Annotated in this window: 13 protein-coding genes and 3 pseudogenes; 3 read left to right on the forward strand and 13 right to left on the reverse strand. The window is 51.2% G+C overall.

Annotated elements, in window-relative coordinates; translation table 11 throughout:
* Positions 1–209: 209 nt before the first annotated feature.
* The gene (locus ACNAU7_RS03200; RefSeq protein ID WP_019272516.1) at positions 210–1,352 is read left to right on the forward strand and encodes an extracellular solute-binding protein; all 1,143 of its coding nucleotides are present in this window, start codon (positions 210–212) and stop codon (positions 1,350–1,352) included.
* Between the two features lie 706 nt (positions 1,353–2,058).
* On the opposite strand, the gene ACNAU7_RS03205 is transcribed toward ACNAU7_RS03200, so the two are convergent.
* From ACNAU7_RS03205 to murI, 4 genes are all read right to left on the reverse strand, one after another.
* Complete coding sequence (locus ACNAU7_RS03205; RefSeq protein WP_258861358.1) at positions 2,059–2,193, reverse strand: hypothetical protein; 135 nt, start codon at positions 2,191–2,193, stop codon at positions 2,059–2,061.
* Positions 2,194–2,210: 17 nt separating this feature from the next.
* Positions 2,211–4,958 (reverse strand): transferrin-binding protein TbpA, encoded by a 2,748-nt coding sequence (gene tbpA / locus ACNAU7_RS03210; RefSeq protein WP_416300642.1) that lies wholly within the window; start codon positions 4,956–4,958, stop codon positions 2,211–2,213.
* An 86-nt stretch (positions 4,959–5,044) separates the two neighbouring features.
* On the reverse strand, positions 5,045–6,844 hold the full coding sequence (locus ACNAU7_RS03215) for a transferrin-binding protein-like solute binding protein (RefSeq protein ID WP_101094706.1): 1,800 nt from the start codon (positions 6,842–6,844) through the stop codon (positions 5,045–5,047).
* A gap of 513 nt (positions 6,845–7,357) precedes the next feature.
* A complete protein-coding gene (gene murI, locus ACNAU7_RS03220; protein WP_002226097.1) occupies positions 7,358–8,170 on the reverse strand; it encodes a glutamate racemase in 813 nt (270 codons plus the stop codon).
* A 186-nt stretch (positions 8,171–8,356) separates the two neighbouring features.
* Here murI and tsaE point away from each other — a divergent pair, with 186 nt between their 5' ends.
* Positions 8,357–8,818: a tRNA (adenosine(37)-N6)-threonylcarbamoyltransferase complex ATPase subunit type 1 TsaE gene (tsaE, locus tag ACNAU7_RS03225; protein ID WP_002239492.1), complete on the forward strand. Its 462-nt coding sequence runs from the start codon at positions 8,357–8,359 to the stop codon at positions 8,816–8,818.
* On the forward strand, positions 8,815–10,065 hold the full coding sequence (locus ACNAU7_RS03230) for an N-acetylmuramoyl-L-alanine amidase (protein WP_416300648.1): 1,251 nt from the start codon (positions 8,815–8,817) through the stop codon (positions 10,063–10,065). The genes tsaE and ACNAU7_RS03230 overlap by 4 nt, the downstream gene beginning before the upstream one ends.
* 53 nt (positions 10,066–10,118) lie before the next feature.
* Here the strand turns inward: ACNAU7_RS03230 and ACNAU7_RS03235 are convergent, their stop codons facing one another.
* The 9 genes and pseudogenes from ACNAU7_RS03235 to pdxJ form a co-directional block, all read right to left on the reverse strand.
* Positions 10,119–11,261, reverse strand: a complete 1,143-nt coding sequence (locus ACNAU7_RS03235) for a THUMP domain-containing class I SAM-dependent RNA methyltransferase (RefSeq protein ID WP_416300650.1) — start codon at positions 11,259–11,261, stop codon at positions 10,119–10,121.
* Positions 11,262–11,309: 48 nt separating this feature from the next.
* On the reverse strand, positions 11,310–11,732 hold the full coding sequence (locus tag ACNAU7_RS03240; protein WP_269057326.1) for a hypothetical protein: 423 nt from the start codon (positions 11,730–11,732) through the stop codon (positions 11,310–11,312).
* Positions 11,725–12,534, reverse strand: coding sequence for an NUDIX domain-containing protein (locus ACNAU7_RS03245; protein WP_096100613.1), 810 nt, complete (start codon positions 12,532–12,534; stop codon positions 11,725–11,727). The genes ACNAU7_RS03240 and ACNAU7_RS03245 overlap by 8 nt, the downstream gene beginning before the upstream one ends.
* An 81-nt stretch (positions 12,535–12,615) precedes the next feature.
* The gene (gene acpS, locus ACNAU7_RS03250; protein WP_002212541.1) at positions 12,616–12,993 is read right to left on the reverse strand and encodes a holo-ACP synthase; all 378 of its coding nucleotides are present in this window, start codon (positions 12,991–12,993) and stop codon (positions 12,616–12,618) included.
* Positions 12,994–13,192: 199 nt separating this feature from the next.
* The gene (locus tag ACNAU7_RS03255) at positions 13,193–13,960 is read right to left on the reverse strand and encodes a sulfite exporter TauE/SafE family protein (protein ID WP_039638193.1); all 768 of its coding nucleotides are present in this window, start codon (positions 13,958–13,960) and stop codon (positions 13,193–13,195) included.
* A 9-nt stretch (positions 13,961–13,969) separates the two neighbouring features.
* Positions 13,970–14,509 (reverse strand): annotated as a pseudogene (locus ACNAU7_RS03260) (TauD/TfdA family dioxygenase); the annotation flags it as partial.
* 171 nt (positions 14,510–14,680) lie between these two features.
* Positions 14,681–14,902 (reverse strand): annotated as a pseudogene (locus tag ACNAU7_RS03265) (taurine catabolism dioxygenase TauD); the annotation flags it as partial.
* Positions 14,901–15,011, reverse strand: a pseudogene (locus tag ACNAU7_RS03270) (IS5/IS1182 family transposase); the annotation flags it as partial. The pseudogenes ACNAU7_RS03265 and ACNAU7_RS03270, both read right to left, overlap by 2 nt.
* 42 nt (positions 15,012–15,053) lie before the next feature.
* Positions 15,054–15,782 (reverse strand): pyridoxine 5'-phosphate synthase, encoded by a 729-nt coding sequence (gene pdxJ, locus ACNAU7_RS03275; RefSeq protein WP_416300655.1) that lies wholly within the window; start codon positions 15,780–15,782, stop codon positions 15,054–15,056.
* Between the last annotated feature and the right edge of the window lie 2 nt (positions 15,783–15,784).

Genomic DNA, 15,784 nt, shown 5'->3' on the forward strand with positions numbered 1-15,784 from the left:
TCGGACACCCTGACAGCGCAAAAAAACGGCAAAATCGTGCGGACGTTTTCCTCCCCTTTTGGAAACAGGATAATTTTTTAGGGAAATCAGTCCAATATCACTTTGAGTTTGCACAAATTTACTTTACAATGCCCAAACCTTGCGCCGGGGTAACGATGGGGCGCGGGGTTTTCTTTTTTTCCAACCTCTTTCATCAGGAATCTGCCCGTATGAAAAAATCCGTATTAGCCGTTTTGGCCGCGCTGTCTCTGGCAGCCTGCGGCGGCAGCGAAAAAAACGCCGTGCAACCTCAAGCAGACGCTGCGTCTGCTGCCAATGCCGAAGCCGCTGCCACCGATACTCTGAACATCTACAACTGGTCGAACTATGTTGACGAGAGTACGGTCGAAGACTTTAAAAAAGCCAACAATCTGAAGCTGACTTACGACTTGTACGAAAACAACGAAACGCTGGAAGCCAAAATGCTGACCGGCAAATCCGGTTACGATTTGGTTGTGCCGGGCATCGCCTTCCTACCGCGCCAAATCGAGGCGGGCGCGTATCAAAAAGTCAACAAAGACCTGATTCCCAACTATAAAAACATCGATCCCGAACTCTTGAAAATGCTGGAAACCGCCGACCCGGGCAACCAATATGCCGTCCCCTATTTCTCCGGCGTAAACACGATTGCGATTACGGCGAAGGGCAAAGAGCTTTTGGGCGGCAAGCTGCCCGAAAACGGCTGGGATTTGCTGTTCAAACCCGAATACACCCACAAGCTGAAATCCTGCGGCATCGCCCTGTGGGACACCCCGAGCGAAATGTTCCCGATTTTGCTGAACTACTTGGGCAAAGACCCCAAAGGATCGAATCCTGAAGATTTGAAGGCGGCGGCGGAAGTGTTGAAGTCTATCCGTCCGGATGTCAAACGTTTCAGCCCGTCCATCATCGACGAGCTGGCGCGCGGCGACATCTGCCTCGCGGCAGGCAACGGCGGCGATTTGAACTTGGCGAAAGCACGTTCCGAAGAAGTGAAAAACAACGTCGGCATCGAAGTGCTGACACCGAAAGGTATGGGCTTCTGGATTGAGTCTTGGCTGATTCCCGCCGATGCGAAAAACGTCGCCAATGCCCACAAATACATCAACTACACGCTCGACCCCGAAATCGCGGCGAAAAACGGCATCGCCGTAACCTTTGCCCCCGCCAGCAAACCGGCGCGCGAAAAAATGCCTGCCGAACTGGTGAACACCCGTTCCATCTTCCCGAACGAGCAGGATATGAAAGACGGTTTCGTGATGCCGCAAATGAGCGCGGATGCGAAAAAACTGTCAGTCAGCCTGTGGCAGAAAATCAAAGTCGGCACCAACTGATTTGAAGCATTAAAAATGCCGTCCGAACATCGTTCGGACGGCATTTTATATTGGATTCAAATAGAAAATATTTATACCGTTATGCCGGCGGCCGGAATTTCAGACTGCGGACATTTGTCAGGAAAAACAAAAAACCTTCCGCCGCCGCGCAGGCGAAAATCCGGTTCGTTGAAATTCGGTTGTTTTAAATAAATCCTCGCAGCTTTGATTTTCTGTTTTTCCGATAACGCCGTAACTTTGAAACGCGAAAGCGGGAATCCGGTCCGTTGGGATTTTGCAACTTCAAATCAATCCGCAAACTGAAATCCCGTCATTCCCACGAAAGTGGGAATCTAGAACACGTCCGCACAGAAACCTACATCCCGTCATTCCCGCGCAGGCGGGAATCTAGAACGTAAAATCTAAAGAAACCGTTTTATCCGATAAGTTTCCGCACCGACAAACTTAGATTCCCGCCTGCGCGGGAATGACGAAATTTCAGCGAGCCGTAGGGTGGGCTGTAGGGTGGGCTTCAGCCCACCAATCCCACCAATTTCACCGCATCAAAGGTTTTTTGGGGAATAGGCGTGATTCGGCGGTTTCGGTTTTCGGTGGGATTGGGCAAGATGGATAACATTGACGGAGTTGGAGGGATAGGTGGAAACGGTGGGATTGGTGGGCTGAAGCCCACCCTACAGCCAGCCCTACACCTGCCTTGCAGCCTGCCCTATGCCCACGCTGCACATCCTACGCCCGCCTTTTTCGCGGGAATGACGGGTTTCGAGATTACGGTGTTGTTGGGAATGATGGAAAATGGCGGGAATTGTGTAAAAAATGCCGTCTGAAGCCTTTCAGACGGCATTTGCGGCGTTTGGACGTTTAGAACTTCATTTCCAAGCTAAATGTGTAGTTGCGGCCGGGGGCGGCATATCGGTTGTAAACGCCGACATTTTTGTGTTGATTGACTGCGCCGCCGGCAGTTTGCCGCACATTTTCCCAAGTAACATAGCGGTGGTTGAGGAGGTTGTACACGCCCGCACGGAGGGTGAAGTGTTTTTTAATCGTGTAATAACCGGACACATCCACAATATACCAAGGGCGGGTACGGCGCGCGGTGGCTTTTGTATTGCGGCTGTTGCCGTTGAGCAAAGCCCGGCTGCCCAACAACTCTGTGATTTCCTTGGCTTTGGAATAAGTCAGCATACCGTTTACACCCCATTTGCCTTCCGGTTGGTCATAGCCCAAGCCGACGACATAGCGCGAGGGTTGGATGGCATCAAACAGGTGTGATTGAATATCGGTGCGGTCTGCGCGTTTTTTGATGTCGCGGACACGGACACGATTATAGGCAAATGTAGAATACCAACCTTCGGGCAATTTATCCCATACGCCGTTCCAATCGATTTTGCCCAAAACATTGATGCCGGTAATCCGCGCGCTTTGGGCATTGAGGTAAGCCGGGTCGCCTTTGGCTTCTTCTTTGCCGTTTTTAATTTGCGCTTCATAACCCCGGACAATCAAATCGCGGTAGGCATTGTTGAACCAACTTGCCTCCAAGTTGCCGAAATCGCCTTTAAACACGATGCCGACTTCTTTGTTGAACGATTTTTCCGGATCGATTTTGACGGCTTTTATTTTATCGCCCGACCGCCAGCCGTACATTTCCGCAAACGAGGGCAGGCGGAAGCCGGTTGAAGTGCGGTAAGTCAAATCCAGCCAGTCGGCAGGTTTGAGGACGATGCCGGCGTTCCAGGACAGGGTGCGGTGCGTGCCGGTGGAAACGCTGCCGTCGTCCGAATGCGTGCTGCGGTAGTCGTAGCGCAACCCCGCGCCAACATCCGCCCACCTGCCCAAACGGACATTGTCCCGAACTGCCGCGTAATAGCTTTTGCCGTTGATGCTGCGCGGCGTGCAGTCCGTATAAGTATTGTTGCCCGAGCGGCAGATTTGCCCCGTAACCACATTTCCCCCGCCTATGCTGACCCAATAGGGTTTGTCTTGGCTGCCGTTGGGGCTGATTTTTTTATCGCCGTTTGGAGGGGGCGTTTTCGACGAATAGGCGCGGTTGGCATTTTGATAATAATAATCCTGATGGCGGAGGTCGGAACCAAAACGGTCAAAACCGAGGTTGACGCTCAGGTTGTGGCGGATTTTGGCGGTATCGAAGGATTTTTTGAATGCCGCCTGCAAGAGCTTATGGCTTTCCCCATAAATCACGCGGTCGGATTTGTAGTAGGAAAACGGCTTGTCGGCACTCGGGCGGCAATATTTGTCCGAACCGTCGGCAGAACAGTGCGTCTGCTGAAAATGGTTGTCCAAACCGATGCCCTGCCGGTCGTAAGAGAGGCGGGCATAATCCGCCCAAGTGTCTTTATCGGCATTGGTATAGACATATTCCAAACCGTAGCGGCTTTTGGTGTGCGTCTCATCGTAAAACACGCCCGTACCGTATTCCGCGCCCACCAGCGCACCGTTTTCGCCGTTGGTAAACAGACCGCCGTATTTATGGTTGCCCGCGTATTTGCCGTTGCCGGGCAAAGAACCCGCCTGTTTTTGATTTGCATCAAAATCCGACTTGGTCAGGAATGCCGGAACCGTCATATCGCGCGTGTCGAAAGTTTGTTGCGTGCGTTCGAGTATGCCGCCGATGTAGTGCCGTTTGTTTTCAAAACGAAAACCCGGGCGGAACAGCCATGACCGGCTTTCATATGAAAGCGGATCGGCGAGGAAGCGGTTGGGACCCGTGTAGTCTCGGGTAGAAACCGTTTGACGTTCGTCTTTGCCGACAACATCTTTTTTCGGTTTGCTTTTACACGTTTCATAACTCCCGCTTTCGCATTCTTCTTCGACCACGAAATGAGCGTATTGGTTGTCGTCTTCAACCGGCACCAGCCTGTTAAAGCTCTGAACGCCGCGTCCGGCGGCTTCGTGGGCGCGGATTTCCCCCGCGCGCCGACCGGTGTGGATCAGCAAAGCCTCCGCACCGCCGATGCGCCCCGCCAGCGCGATGGATTGGGTAAGCCCCCGGTTTTTGCCGGAATAGGCGGTTTTACTCTGAATGCCCCACTGCCTGCCTTCCCCGATAACATCGTCGGCGGTTTTGGTTTGAAATGCGACCGAACCCGCCAATGCGCCGCTGCCTTGTTCGACCGAGTTTGAGCCTTTGCTGATTTCGACAGCTTTGACGTTTTCATACTCGATTTCATTGATTGCGCCGCTGCTGCCCGCCGTCCTCGTCCCGCCCAATGCCGCCTGCGCGGTGTAGGACTGTATTTGCGCCAAGCCGTCTACCGTCAAGGAAACGCGGTTTTTGTCCATACCGCGTATCGAGTAACCCGAGCTTGCGCCGCGCCCCTGTTCGACGACGGCGATGCCGGGGTCGTAGCGAGTCAGGTCGCGGATATCGAGTACCTGTTCCTTGCTGAGGGTGTCGGCGGTTTTGACCAATTTGCCCAAACCGGTTACTTCGTTATCGCGGCGGGTTTTCTGTTTTTTGGCTTTTACCTGTATGGTATCCAACTGTTTTTCCTGTGCTTGTCCGGCTTGCACATTTTCTGCATAAACGGGCAGCGCAGTCATTAAAGACAGGCATAAAATATTTAATCGGAACAAATGTTGCTGTTGCATAGTGTTTCCCTACTCTTCGCTTTCAGACGGCATCGGAAGGAGCGGTGCCGTCTGAAGCCTTATTCTCGATTGTTCGGCAGCCGTGCTTATTGCACAAGCTGTTGGCGTTTCGCACCGAATACCACCGATGCTTTTTCTTGTTTTCCCTCCGGTGCATTTCCCGGAAATGAGAATGAACCGCCCATCTCAATGGCGTTTTTGCCGTAGAAGCCACCGGATACATCCGCCTGAATGCGCGTATAGACCGGATTGCTGGTACTTTTCGGATCTAATGCAAAGCCGTTTTCACCGGTTTTCGCCACACCTGAAAAACCGTTGCCCTGAATCGTGGCAGTAATAGTAAACGCAGGAGACGTACGGTCTTTTGCCGTCAGTGTGCCACTGATTTTTTTAGTGGAAAAATCCACGTCAAACTCTGCCCTATTACCACCTTCCTGATTGGAGGCTTCGCCGCTCCAGCTTGTGCCGTTGGCAATATATCCGTACCAAGTGCCGCGATATTTGGCGTTTGCCTCCGTCCTTGCCGCCACATCGGATACCGGAGTGCGGACACCTTGCAGGAACATATCGTCTTTATTTTCTTTTGACAGCTTCCCAAAACTCATGTAATCCAAGTTGGAACAACACACCGTTGCCTTCACGCCGTTTTGCTCAATCCCGTGCTGAAATGCCACCTTATTGCCCTCAGACGGCAGCAGTGAAAGCTCCACTCCGTCAACCAGCAGCTTTTTCACATCTCCAAAACTGTCTATTTGCTCTTTCTTAAACTCCCCTCCGGTAATACGGTATGCATCTATCACGGTTTCCGTTGCAGGCCCTGCCGCGTTTTCCCCCTCCTTCTTATCTTTCTGCTTCGCACCAAACACCGCTGCAACTTTGTTGTCGTTGCTTAAGAATTTACCGGCAAGTTCCTCGCCTTTCGGTCCGTAAAATCCGCCTTCCAGACTGTCAGAATCGGAAATAAAGGGATGACTTCCATTTGTTGCACCTTTATCTGCCGCCAACGCCTTACCTTTGAAACGGTTGCCGTGAAGAGTTGCTTGAATGGTGTAACGCGTAGTTTTTATTTGTTTGTTTTCACTATTATTTTGAGTAATACGATTGTTACGATAAAGTGTGCCCTTTATTGTTTTATCAGAAAAATCAACCTCAAACTCGCTGGTCAGCCCGAAATCGGTATGACCGGATGATGCCTCTGCCTGATTACGCAATACCCCTTCTTCTAATGCAGACAACGCCCCCGATTTATCTCCTCCTGCTGCACTACCCAATCCTTCAAACCTTTGTTTTTCCATAGCATCAGTAACATAATCCCAAGTACCTTTATAAGTTATCTTTTCCGATGGCAGCTCCTTGGAAGGTTCTTTCCCTTTATAGTAAAGATATCCGTCAGGTCCAAAAAGAACTATATTATTCTTAATATCAATATTATTTTTATTAAGGTAGACATATCCCGAACGGACATAAGTGAAATTTGTATAACCAACTACACGACTTTGCCCATCTTCCCATTTTGATTCAATAAGTTCAGAACTACCCCGTTTTTTTTCCAATTCATCCCTCTCACTAAAACTATTTGGTTCTCCTCTTTGCAGTTTTCTCCAATCCATTGAACCCAATGGTTTGTGCTTTTCCTTATATGTAGGATTAAAATGTGCATTCCGGCGAGGTAGTTTTACTGCAAAGCCATAAGCCGCGCCGCTGTTTTCCGATACATCCTGTTGGCTTTCAGGCTGGCTCTTTTCATCCTCATACTTAGGTTTGGAGTGCATATCTTGCACGGTTTCCACGCTGTCCAAATCGAAACTGCCACCGCCACCCAGACAAGCACTCAACAAAAACACCGGCAGCACCATAGCAGCCTGATTCACCAATGGATTGTTCATATAAACCCAATTCAATTAAAGAATGATAAAGATTATTATTTTATTTATTTTTAACAAATTTGCAAATGCTTTTTTATTTTTTTTAGGGAATACACCAAAATCCCGTCATTCCCGCGCAGTCGTGAATCCGAACGCGTCCGCACGGAAACCTATATCCCGTCATTCCCACGTATATCCCGTCATTCCCACAAAAGTGGGAATCTAGTTTTTTGAGTTTCAGTCATTCCCGATAAATTGCCTTAGCATTGAATGTCTAGATTCCCGCCTGCGCGGGAATGACGGCGGAGCGGTTTCTGTTTTTAATTTTCTGTTTTCACGGGAATGACGGTTTGAAAATTGCCCGAAACGAAAAAAAAACTGAAAAACCGCAGCTTGAGGGGCGGCTTGAACGGAAAAATGCCGTCTGAAACCTTTCAGACGGCATTTGCGGCGACGGGGCGTTTAATACGGCAGGGCGTTGCAGGTGCGTATGCGGATGGCGCGGACGGGGGCGGTTTCCGTCCGTACCTGCCGCTACCCCAAAGACACCATTTCAATCTGCTCCATCGTCCTGCCCAGAAAACGCTCGCCGATGGTTCTGAATTTCAAAGGAATATCGCTGACGTAAAAACGATAGTCGGGATTGTTGTTGTCGGTATTGAGTAATCCCTCCTGCGCAAGGACGCGTGCGGTTTCTTCAGCCGTCGTAATTGCAGAATCAACCAACGCGACATTGTGCGCCTCCCTGCCGATTAAGGGCTTGAGCAAGGGAAAGTGCGTGCAGCCCAACACCAGCGTATCGATGCCGTCTGCAAGCAATGGTTTGAGGTATTCGCATACGGTCAGGCGGGTAACTTCGTGTTCCAACCAACCTTCCTCCACCAAAGGGACGAGCAGCGGCGCGGCCTGCGTGCGGACGAGCGTGTCGGGGTTGTTCCTATGGATGGCGCGCGCATAGGCGTTGCTGTTGACTGTGGTATTGGTGGCGATAATGCCGATTTTGTTGTTGCGCGTGGTTGCTAGCGCGGCTTTCGCGCCGGCGGAAATCACGTCCAACACAGGCATATTGCCCGTCTTTTGACGGATTTTCTGCCCCGCCACCGCCGCAATCGTATTACATGCGATAACCATCGCCTTGACATCATGTTCCAATAAAAAATCGACAATCTGCATCGAGAAATTTTCGATGGTAGCCTTAGATTTCGTCCCGTAAGGCACGCGCGCCGTGTCGCCGAAATAAATGATGTTCTCCATCGGCAGCCGCTCCATCAGTGCGCGCACATTGGTCAAACCGCCGATTCCCGAGTCAAAAACGCCGATGGGTCGCTGCCTGCCGATATTTTCCATCCTTTTTCCAATCTGTCCTAAACATACAATCCGCGTATTGTACACGCGCCGCTTTTTCTTGACAGCCGTTGCCGTCTGAAAGCAGGATGCGGATTTGGCTGTTATAATGTACGGCAATGCCGCCGGGCGCACGGTTTGCCGACCGCCTGCCCCTCCGATCCGCCACATAAAAGTTGTAAAGCCCCTATGCCTGATTTTCCCCCCGTTTCCCGATTCCTTGCCGACGAAGCCGCCACACTCGATTTGGGTGCGGCGTGGTCTTCCCGTTTAAACGCACCGCTGGTCATTTACCTCGAAGGGGATTTGGGTGCGGGAAAAACCACGCTGACACGCGGAATCCTGCGCGGATTGGGTCATCTGGGCGCAGTCAAAAGCCCGACCTACGCCATCGTCGAATCTTATCCGCTGGAACGCTTCACCCTGCACCATTTCGACCTCTACCGCTTCTCGTTCCCCGAAGAATGGGAAGATGCGGGGCTTGACGAACTGTTTGCCGCAAACAGCGTCTGCCTGATCGAATGGCCGCAACAGGGCGGGGAATTTACGCCGCCTGCCGACATCACCGCAACATTGACACACGACGGCGGCGGCAGAAAATGCCTGCTGACCGCCCATACCGAACGAGGACGCGAAAGCCTGCCGCTATGACCAAACTGACACGAAGACAAATCATCCGCCGCACCGCCGGCACACTGTTCGCCCTAAGCCCCATCGCATCCGCCGTTGCCAAAACGGTACGCGCCCCGCAATTCACCGCCGCACGGATATGGCCGTCGCACACCTACACCCGCCTAACGCTGGAAAGCACCGCCGCGCTCAAATACCAACACTTCACGCTCGACAACCCGGGCAGGCTGGTCGTCGACATACAAAACGCGAACATCAATACCGTATTGCACGGACTGTCTCAGAAAGTCATGGCAGACGACCCCTTTATCCGCAGCATACGCGCGGGTCAGAACACGCCGACCACCGTCCGCCTCGTCATCGATTTGAAACAGCCCACCCACGCACAAGTCTTCGCGCTTCCGCCCGTCGGCGGCTTTAAGAACCGCCTCGTCGTCGATCTCTATCCGCAAGGGATGGATGCCGACGATCCGATGATGGCGCTGCTTAACGGCAGCCCGAACAAAACCCGGCGCGGCTCTCCGGAAGCCGACCTCGCTCAAAACACTCCCGCACAAACCGAACGCGGCAAAAACGGGCGCAGACCCGTCATTATGATCGACCCCGGACACGGCGGCGAAGACCCCGGCGCCGTCAGCCCGGGCGGTTTGCAGGAAAAACACGTCGTCCTCTCCATCGCCCGCGAAACCAAAAAGCAATTGGAAGCATTGGGTTACAACGTCTTTATGACGCGCAACGAAGACGTGTTCATCCCTTTGGGCGTGCGTGTCGCCAAAGGACGGGCAAGGCGGGCGGACGTATTTGTCTCCATCCACGCCGATGCTTTCACCAGCCCCTCCGCGCGCGGCACAGGGGTTTATATGCTGAACACCAAAGGCGCGACCAGCTCCGCCGCCAAATTCTTGGAACAAACCCAAAACAATGCCGACGCGGTCGGCGGCGTACCGACCAGCGGCAACCGCAATGTCGATACCGCCCTGCTCGATATGACGCAGACCGCCACGCTGCGCGACAGCCGCAAACTCGGCAAACTGGTGCTTGAAGAATTGGGAAGGCTCAACCACTTGCACAAAGGCAGGGTGGACGAAGCCAATTTCGCCGTTTTGCGCGCGCCCGATATGCCGTCTATCCTGGTCGAAACCGCCTTCCTGTCCAACCCTTCCGAAGAGAAGCTGCTGGGCAGCGAATCCTTCCGCCGGCAGTGCGCCCAATCCATTGCCTCGGGTGTCCAACGCTACATCAATACATCTGTATTAAAACGGGGCTGATTCAAAAAAATGCCGTCTGAACATTTTTCAGACGGCATTTTTCTACACTTTCCTCAACGGTTCGACCCTTCCACCATATCAATCAGAAACAGGCGGCAATCGATATTGCCGTTATAAAGTGGGATTTTGCGTTTTGGCGACAGGCGCATCAGCCGGGGCATTTCCCGGTCGCCGGTAAACATTGCCGCCAACCAGCCGGCATAGTGTTTTTTCAACCACGTCCCCAGCTGCGGATAAAGTGCCTGCAAGGCGCGGACTTCCTCGAGGCGCACGCCGTAGGGCGGATTGGACACCATAATGCCGTTTTCGCCGTTCGGCCGGACGGACTGCGCGTCGGCAACGCTGAAGGAAACGATGTCGTCCACTCCGGCACGGCGCGCGTTGTCCAATGCCGTCTGAACGATGCGGCGGTCGTTGTCGCTGCCTGCAATCGGGGCGCGGACGGGGCGGATTTGCGCTTCGGCGCGGCGGCGCAAATCCGCCCACAGCGTTTTATCGAAATTTTGCAGTTTTTCAAAAGCGAAACGGCGCATCATGCCCGGTGCGCGGCCGGCGGCAATCCAAGCGGCTTCGATAGCAATCGTGCCGCTGCCGCAAAACGGATCCTGAAACGGCTGCGTGCCGTCGTAACCTGCCGAGAGCAACAGTCCGGCGGCAAGGTTTTCGCGTAATGGGGCTTCGCCGGTATCCAGCCGGTAGCCGCGTTTGAACAGGGCTTCACCCGAAGTGTCGATGAAGATTTCGACATTGCGTTCGTTCAAAAAGGCGTGGATGCGGACATCGGGCGCGGCTTTGTCCACGCTCGGACGTGCGTCGTAAATGTCGCGGAAAGCGTCGCAGACGGCATCTTTGACGGTCAAACCGACAAATTGGAGGCTTTTGACGTTGGCGCGTTTTGCCTCGACTTTGACTTTGAACGTCTGCTGCAAGGTAAACCAATTGAACCAGTTGATGTTTTTGGCAAGTTTGTAGATATCCCGCTCATTGCGGTATGTACCTTTGGTCAGACGCAGCAGGATACGGCCAGCGGTACGCGAATGCAGGTTGGCGGCGTAGGCCTGTTCCAATCCGCCGCGGCAGGAAACGCCGCCGTCAAACGCTTGAACATCGGTACAGCTGAGGCTTCCGAGTTCTTGAGACAAAACGGTCTCCAAGCCGCGCGGGCAGGTGGCGAAAAGTGTATATAAAGTATTCATAACGTGTCCTTTCCGGACGGATGTTCCGGCAATGGCGGATTGAAAGGTTTATTCGGCGGTAAATGCCGTCTGAAATGTCCGACTGCCGATTGTAATGTCCGCCGTAAAATCGCGCCTGCCTTCGACACAGATGGGCAGGCGGATGCGTACTGCCTGCCAAGTCCCCGACGGTTGCCGCTCGAACATATAGCGGTTGAAACCCATATCCATATTTTTCATACTGAAGCTGATGCTGACCTGTTCCGTGTCGGCGGGCGCGTGTTCGATATAAATATCAAACGGTTTTTTGGTTGAAACGGCGGCGGCGCGGACGCGGCTTCCGTCCGGCAGCGTGCAACCCTCGGTCAAATCGCATTGCGCCGCCACGGCTTGCGGCTGCTGCACCTGCCACCATTGCAACAAAACGAGCTTGAAGGCGGCAAAGGCAATCAGCAGCAATGCGGCAAGCAGTAATTTGCGGTTTTTATTCATGGTTCTCCCCTATTGTTTCGTCCCTTACCACCGCGTGCGCCCCCAAGCCGAGCCACAGTTTCCCATAACGTGCGACCGTCTGTCCGTTTGCTGCAAGTACGAGCGGCACAGATACGCCCTGACGCAGGGCTTCTGCCGCCTCTTGTGCCTGAACATCATTGCACACGCGCCACACGACGACATCCGCGCCCTTTTCCTGCGCCTGCCGCCATTGTTCGCGGCTCTGCACCATCATCCACACGCTGTCGGCGTGTTCGGGTTTGTCCTGCCATTGTGCCGTCTCCATCAAAACGTTCGCACCGCTTCCCTCTGCCGAACCCAAAGGCAGGACGCGGTACGCGCCCATACTGTTCTCCCCGTACAAACCCGTTTTCAGGCTGCCGTACAAACGGCGCGGAACGGACAGCGAACGCAAAAGCGCGCCGTTGGCAGGCAGCATAGGGGCAACGGTAAAATCGCCCGCCTTCTGCCAAGACCATTCCTGCCCTTCGCGGGATTGCGGTTCGCCCGTCCATTGGCCGGGGTTGACCCATAGGAATTTCAGGCAGACGCGGGCGTGTTCGTAGGAATGGATTTTGGTCAGCCAAGGCGTGGCGGCGAGGATGCGGATGCCGAGTTCTTCTTCAAACTCGCGTTGCAGGGCTTGGAAGTCGGTTTCGCCCGCTTCGACTTTGCCGCCGGCAAATTCCCAATATCCGGCATAGGGTTTGCTTTCGGGGCGGGAACTGAGCAGGTAGTCGCCGTCCCGGTTGAGCAGGATGCCGGCAACGACGCGGATAAGGGGGCGGGTGTCTTGGATCATGGCGGGTATGCGGTTGGTCGGTCGGAGTGCAAATGAGGGACGGGCAATGCCGTCAACGGGTTTGCCGCATTTCAGACGGCATTATTTTTCGGCAACGACAAATGCCAATACGGTGTCTTCTTCGTCGCTCATGCTGAGGCTGACGCGGCTGATGCCTTGTTCCTCCAGCCATTTGGACAGGGCGGGGCCGTAGAAAAATTCGGGCTTGCCCAATGCGTCATGCCCGATGCCGATGTTGCGGAAGGAAACCGCGCCGCGTATGCCCGTGCCGACGGCTTTGGCGAAGGCTTCTTTGGCGGCAAAGCGTTTGGCGAGGTAGTTGACGGGTTTGCCCGCTTGCGGAAATTCAAGCAGCTCTTCCGGAGTGAGGATGCGCCCGGCAAACGCCTGTCCGAATTTTTTGTTTAAGCGGATGATGCGCTTGAGGGAAACGATGTCTGTGCCGATGCCGTAAATCATATTTGCGCTCCTTCGCCCTTGGTTGCGGGTAGTGATGAATGTGATGATGAATGCCGTCAATTTCTTGGGGCGTTAAAATGGCGTGAATATCCACTTTTGGGGTTTTGTCGGTAACAATTTTCATTGTAACCTTTTGCATTTGAAATTCTAAAACATCGTGCCAATTATTTAATAAGGAGTTAAGGCATTTAATAATGAATTAAAGTTTGATTAAACCTGAATACCCGATTTTCAGAGCCAATACCAATAAAACAATAAAAATTAACATTTTAAAAAAATTTGGGCTAATCTTAGTCCTTAACCGAATTCCAACATACAATCCAATAACAGACAATACGGACAGTAAAAATATTAAACCGTATTCACTCTTATTTAATAACCAATACTGGTCTCTTAGCATATATATTTGAACAATTTTCGCCAAAAGATAGCATAGATTGCTTGATTTTGCGATACGATTTTTATTCTCTGTTTCGCTAAGCAAAAATATTAACAATATGGGAGACATGGCATTGGTTGAACCGCCGATGATGCCTGCCAAAAAACCAAAAAGAACCATATTCTTATTATTGGCAACTACTTGAATATTTTTTGCTTTTGCACATACATTTAAAATACCATTGACAGAATAATACAATGTAATGATTGCCATCAGTAAAAGCAGCCAAGACACTGGAAGTATCAAAAGCAACTTCACCCCCAAAATGCTGCCAACGACGCTGCCGATAGCAAGCAATTTATAGGTTTTTAAATAATAAACAATCTCTTGCCAAAAACCCTTTTTGTTATTGCTGCATAGAACCAACAAGCTCATTAACAGGCTCGGTACTGCTACCAAGGCAACAACCTTAGACAATGGCATTATAAAAGCCAATGCGGTTGTACCGAGCATCGGAAATCCCATACCTGTAATTCCGTGCAGTATTGCGGCAGCAACAAAAACGATAGATTGCATTATTTCTTGCATAACCGTCCTTTATACAGTAATTCTTGCTCTAATATAATGTCTGTTTTTATCCGTATAATCAGTCCTGGCATGCAAACCATTGACATTATCAATAATAATTAAATCATCATCTTGTGCAGAAAATTCTTGAATATCACTCGCATTTTTTATAATCTTTACAAGATAATCAAGTGCAAATACCATTTCCTCTGATACTTTATTTCTATTTTCTTCAATACCTTTATAGATACAATCACTTCTAAATCTAATCATTTGAGTATTGACCGATAAGATATTACCCCATCTCACACCTTGTTTTTTATCAAATGATGCTGGTGTTTTAAATGGATATAAATTGCCTGTTAATGTTTTTAAGTGTTTTTTACCGGTTTCTGTTTTAGATAACTGATTGACAATATCTGATGAACTTAAAAATAGGGAATTACCTCCATCATTGGCTGATTTTACTACATACATAACCAAATAACTTTCCGGGTTTTCACTAAAAGATGAATCACTATGAAGTGGACATTCTCCAACATCTTCCGAGAAAGTTATATCATTATTTATAGTGGATTAACAAAAACCAGTACGGCGTTGCCTCGCCTTAGCTCAAAGAGAACGATTCTCTAATGTGCTGAAGCACCAAGTGAATCGGTTCCGTACTATTTGTACTGTCTGCGGCTTCGTCGCCTTGTCCTGATTTTTGTTAATCCACTATATTACATAATCATCGCCTCAATATTTAATATCCCAAAATATAGATTTAAAACCATCGCCTTTGTGGTTTGTCAGCATTCCTAATTGAGATAGAAAGTCAAATAATTTCTTGTTTCTCCGGCTGCCATCAAGATGGTTTAGATTAAGACCTCGAACAATACAATACCCAATACTCTGTACTGTATTGTGAATTTCTTCTATCAAACTATTATTGTTTGCAGATAAAATATACTTTTGATTCATATAGTGAATTAAATTTAAACCAGTACGGCGTTGGCTTGCCTTGCCGTACTATTTGTACTGTCTGCGGCTTCGCCGCCTTGTCCTGATTTAAATTTAATCCACTATAACATATCCCTGTCGTGAAATGCTGTCTGAAAGGGTTTGCCTGCCCTTACGGCAGCAGCCTTGCCCTGAACATCGCCTCCTTCATTTGGCGCACGGCTTCGGGCAGTCCGAGGAAGAGGGCTTGGGCAATCAGCGAATGCCCGATGTTCAGTTCGCGGATGGCGAGGATTTGGGCGATGGGGGTAACGTTATGTATGGTCAGTCCGTGTCCGGCGTTGACGACCAAGCCCAAATCGCCGGCAAAATGCGCGCCGTTTTGCAGACGCTCGAATTGCTTGAGTTGTTCGGCGTGGCTGCGCGCGTCGGCGTATGCGCCGGTGTGCAGCTCGATAACGGGTGCACCGACATCATGGGCGGCTTGGATTTGCTCGTTGTCGGCATCGATAAAGAGCGAAACGCGGATGCCTGCATCGGTCAGGATTTTGGTGAATGCGGCGATTTTTTCTTGTTGCGCCAATACGTCCAAACCGCCTTCTGTCGTGATTTCCTGACGTTTTTCAGGCACGATGCACACGTCTTCGGGCATGACTTTGAGTGCGTTTTCCAACATTTCTTCGGTCAGTGCCATTTCAAGGTTCAGGCGTGTGCGGATGGCGTTTTTAACGGCAAACACATCCGCGTCTTTGATGTGGCGGCGGTCTTCGCGCAGGTGCATGGTAATCAAATCCGCACCGTGCGTTTCCGCGACCAATGCCGCTTCCACAGGGCTGGGATAGGTCGTGCCGCGGGCATTGCGGACGGTGGCGATGTGATCGATGTTGACACCTAAAAGCATGA

This window comes from Neisseria sp. LACPHL-SPEC-2024-00856 (genome assembly GCF_047915665.1).
Lineage (GTDB): Bacteria > Pseudomonadota > Gammaproteobacteria > Burkholderiales > Neisseriaceae > Neisseria > Neisseria polysaccharea.

Bases quoted from the DNA above. Each gene is read 5' to 3' on its own strand.
- pdxJ (WP_416300655.1), bottom strand. From the start codon at position 15,782: ATGCTTTTAGGTGTCAACATCGATCACATCGCCACCGTCCGCAATGCC.
- tsaE (WP_002239492.1), top strand. From the start codon at position 8,357: ATGCCTGATTTTCCCCCCGTTTCCCGATTCCTTGCCGACGAAGCCGCC.
- ACNAU7_RS03200 (WP_019272516.1), top strand. From the start codon at position 210: ATGAAAAAATCCGTATTAGCCGTTTTGGCCGCGCTGTCTCTGGCAGCC.
- ACNAU7_RS03230 (WP_416300648.1), top strand. From the start codon at position 8,815: ATGACCAAACTGACACGAAGACAAATCATCCGCCGCACCGCCGGCACA.
- ACNAU7_RS03255 (WP_039638193.1), bottom strand. From the start codon at position 13,960: ATGCAAGAAATAATGCAATCTATCGTTTTTGTTGCTGCCGCAATACTG.
- murI (WP_002226097.1), bottom strand. From the start codon at position 8,170: ATGGAAAATATCGGCAGGCAGCGACCCATCGGCGTTTTTGACTCGGGA.
- ACNAU7_RS03235 (WP_416300650.1), bottom strand. From the start codon at position 11,261: ATGAATACTTTATATACACTTTTCGCCACCTGCCCGCGCGGCTTGGAG.
- ACNAU7_RS03205 (WP_258861358.1), bottom strand. From the start codon at position 2,193: ATGCCGTCTGAAAGGCTTCAGACGGCATTTTTTACACAATTCCCGCCA.
- acpS (WP_002212541.1), bottom strand. From the start codon at position 12,993: ATGATTTACGGCATCGGCACAGACATCGTTTCCCTCAAGCGCATCATC.
- ACNAU7_RS03215 (WP_101094706.1), bottom strand. From the start codon at position 6,844: ATGAACAATCCATTGGTGAATCAGGCTGCTATGGTGCTGCCGGTGTTT.
- ACNAU7_RS03245 (WP_096100613.1), bottom strand. From the start codon at position 12,534: ATGATCCAAGACACCCGCCCCCTTATCCGCGTCGTTGCCGGCATCCTG.
- ACNAU7_RS03240 (WP_269057326.1), bottom strand. From the start codon at position 11,732: ATGAATAAAAACCGCAAATTACTGCTTGCCGCATTGCTGCTGATTGCC.
- tbpA (WP_416300642.1), bottom strand. From the start codon at position 4,958: ATGCAACAGCAACATTTGTTCCGATTAAATATTTTATGCCTGTCTTTA.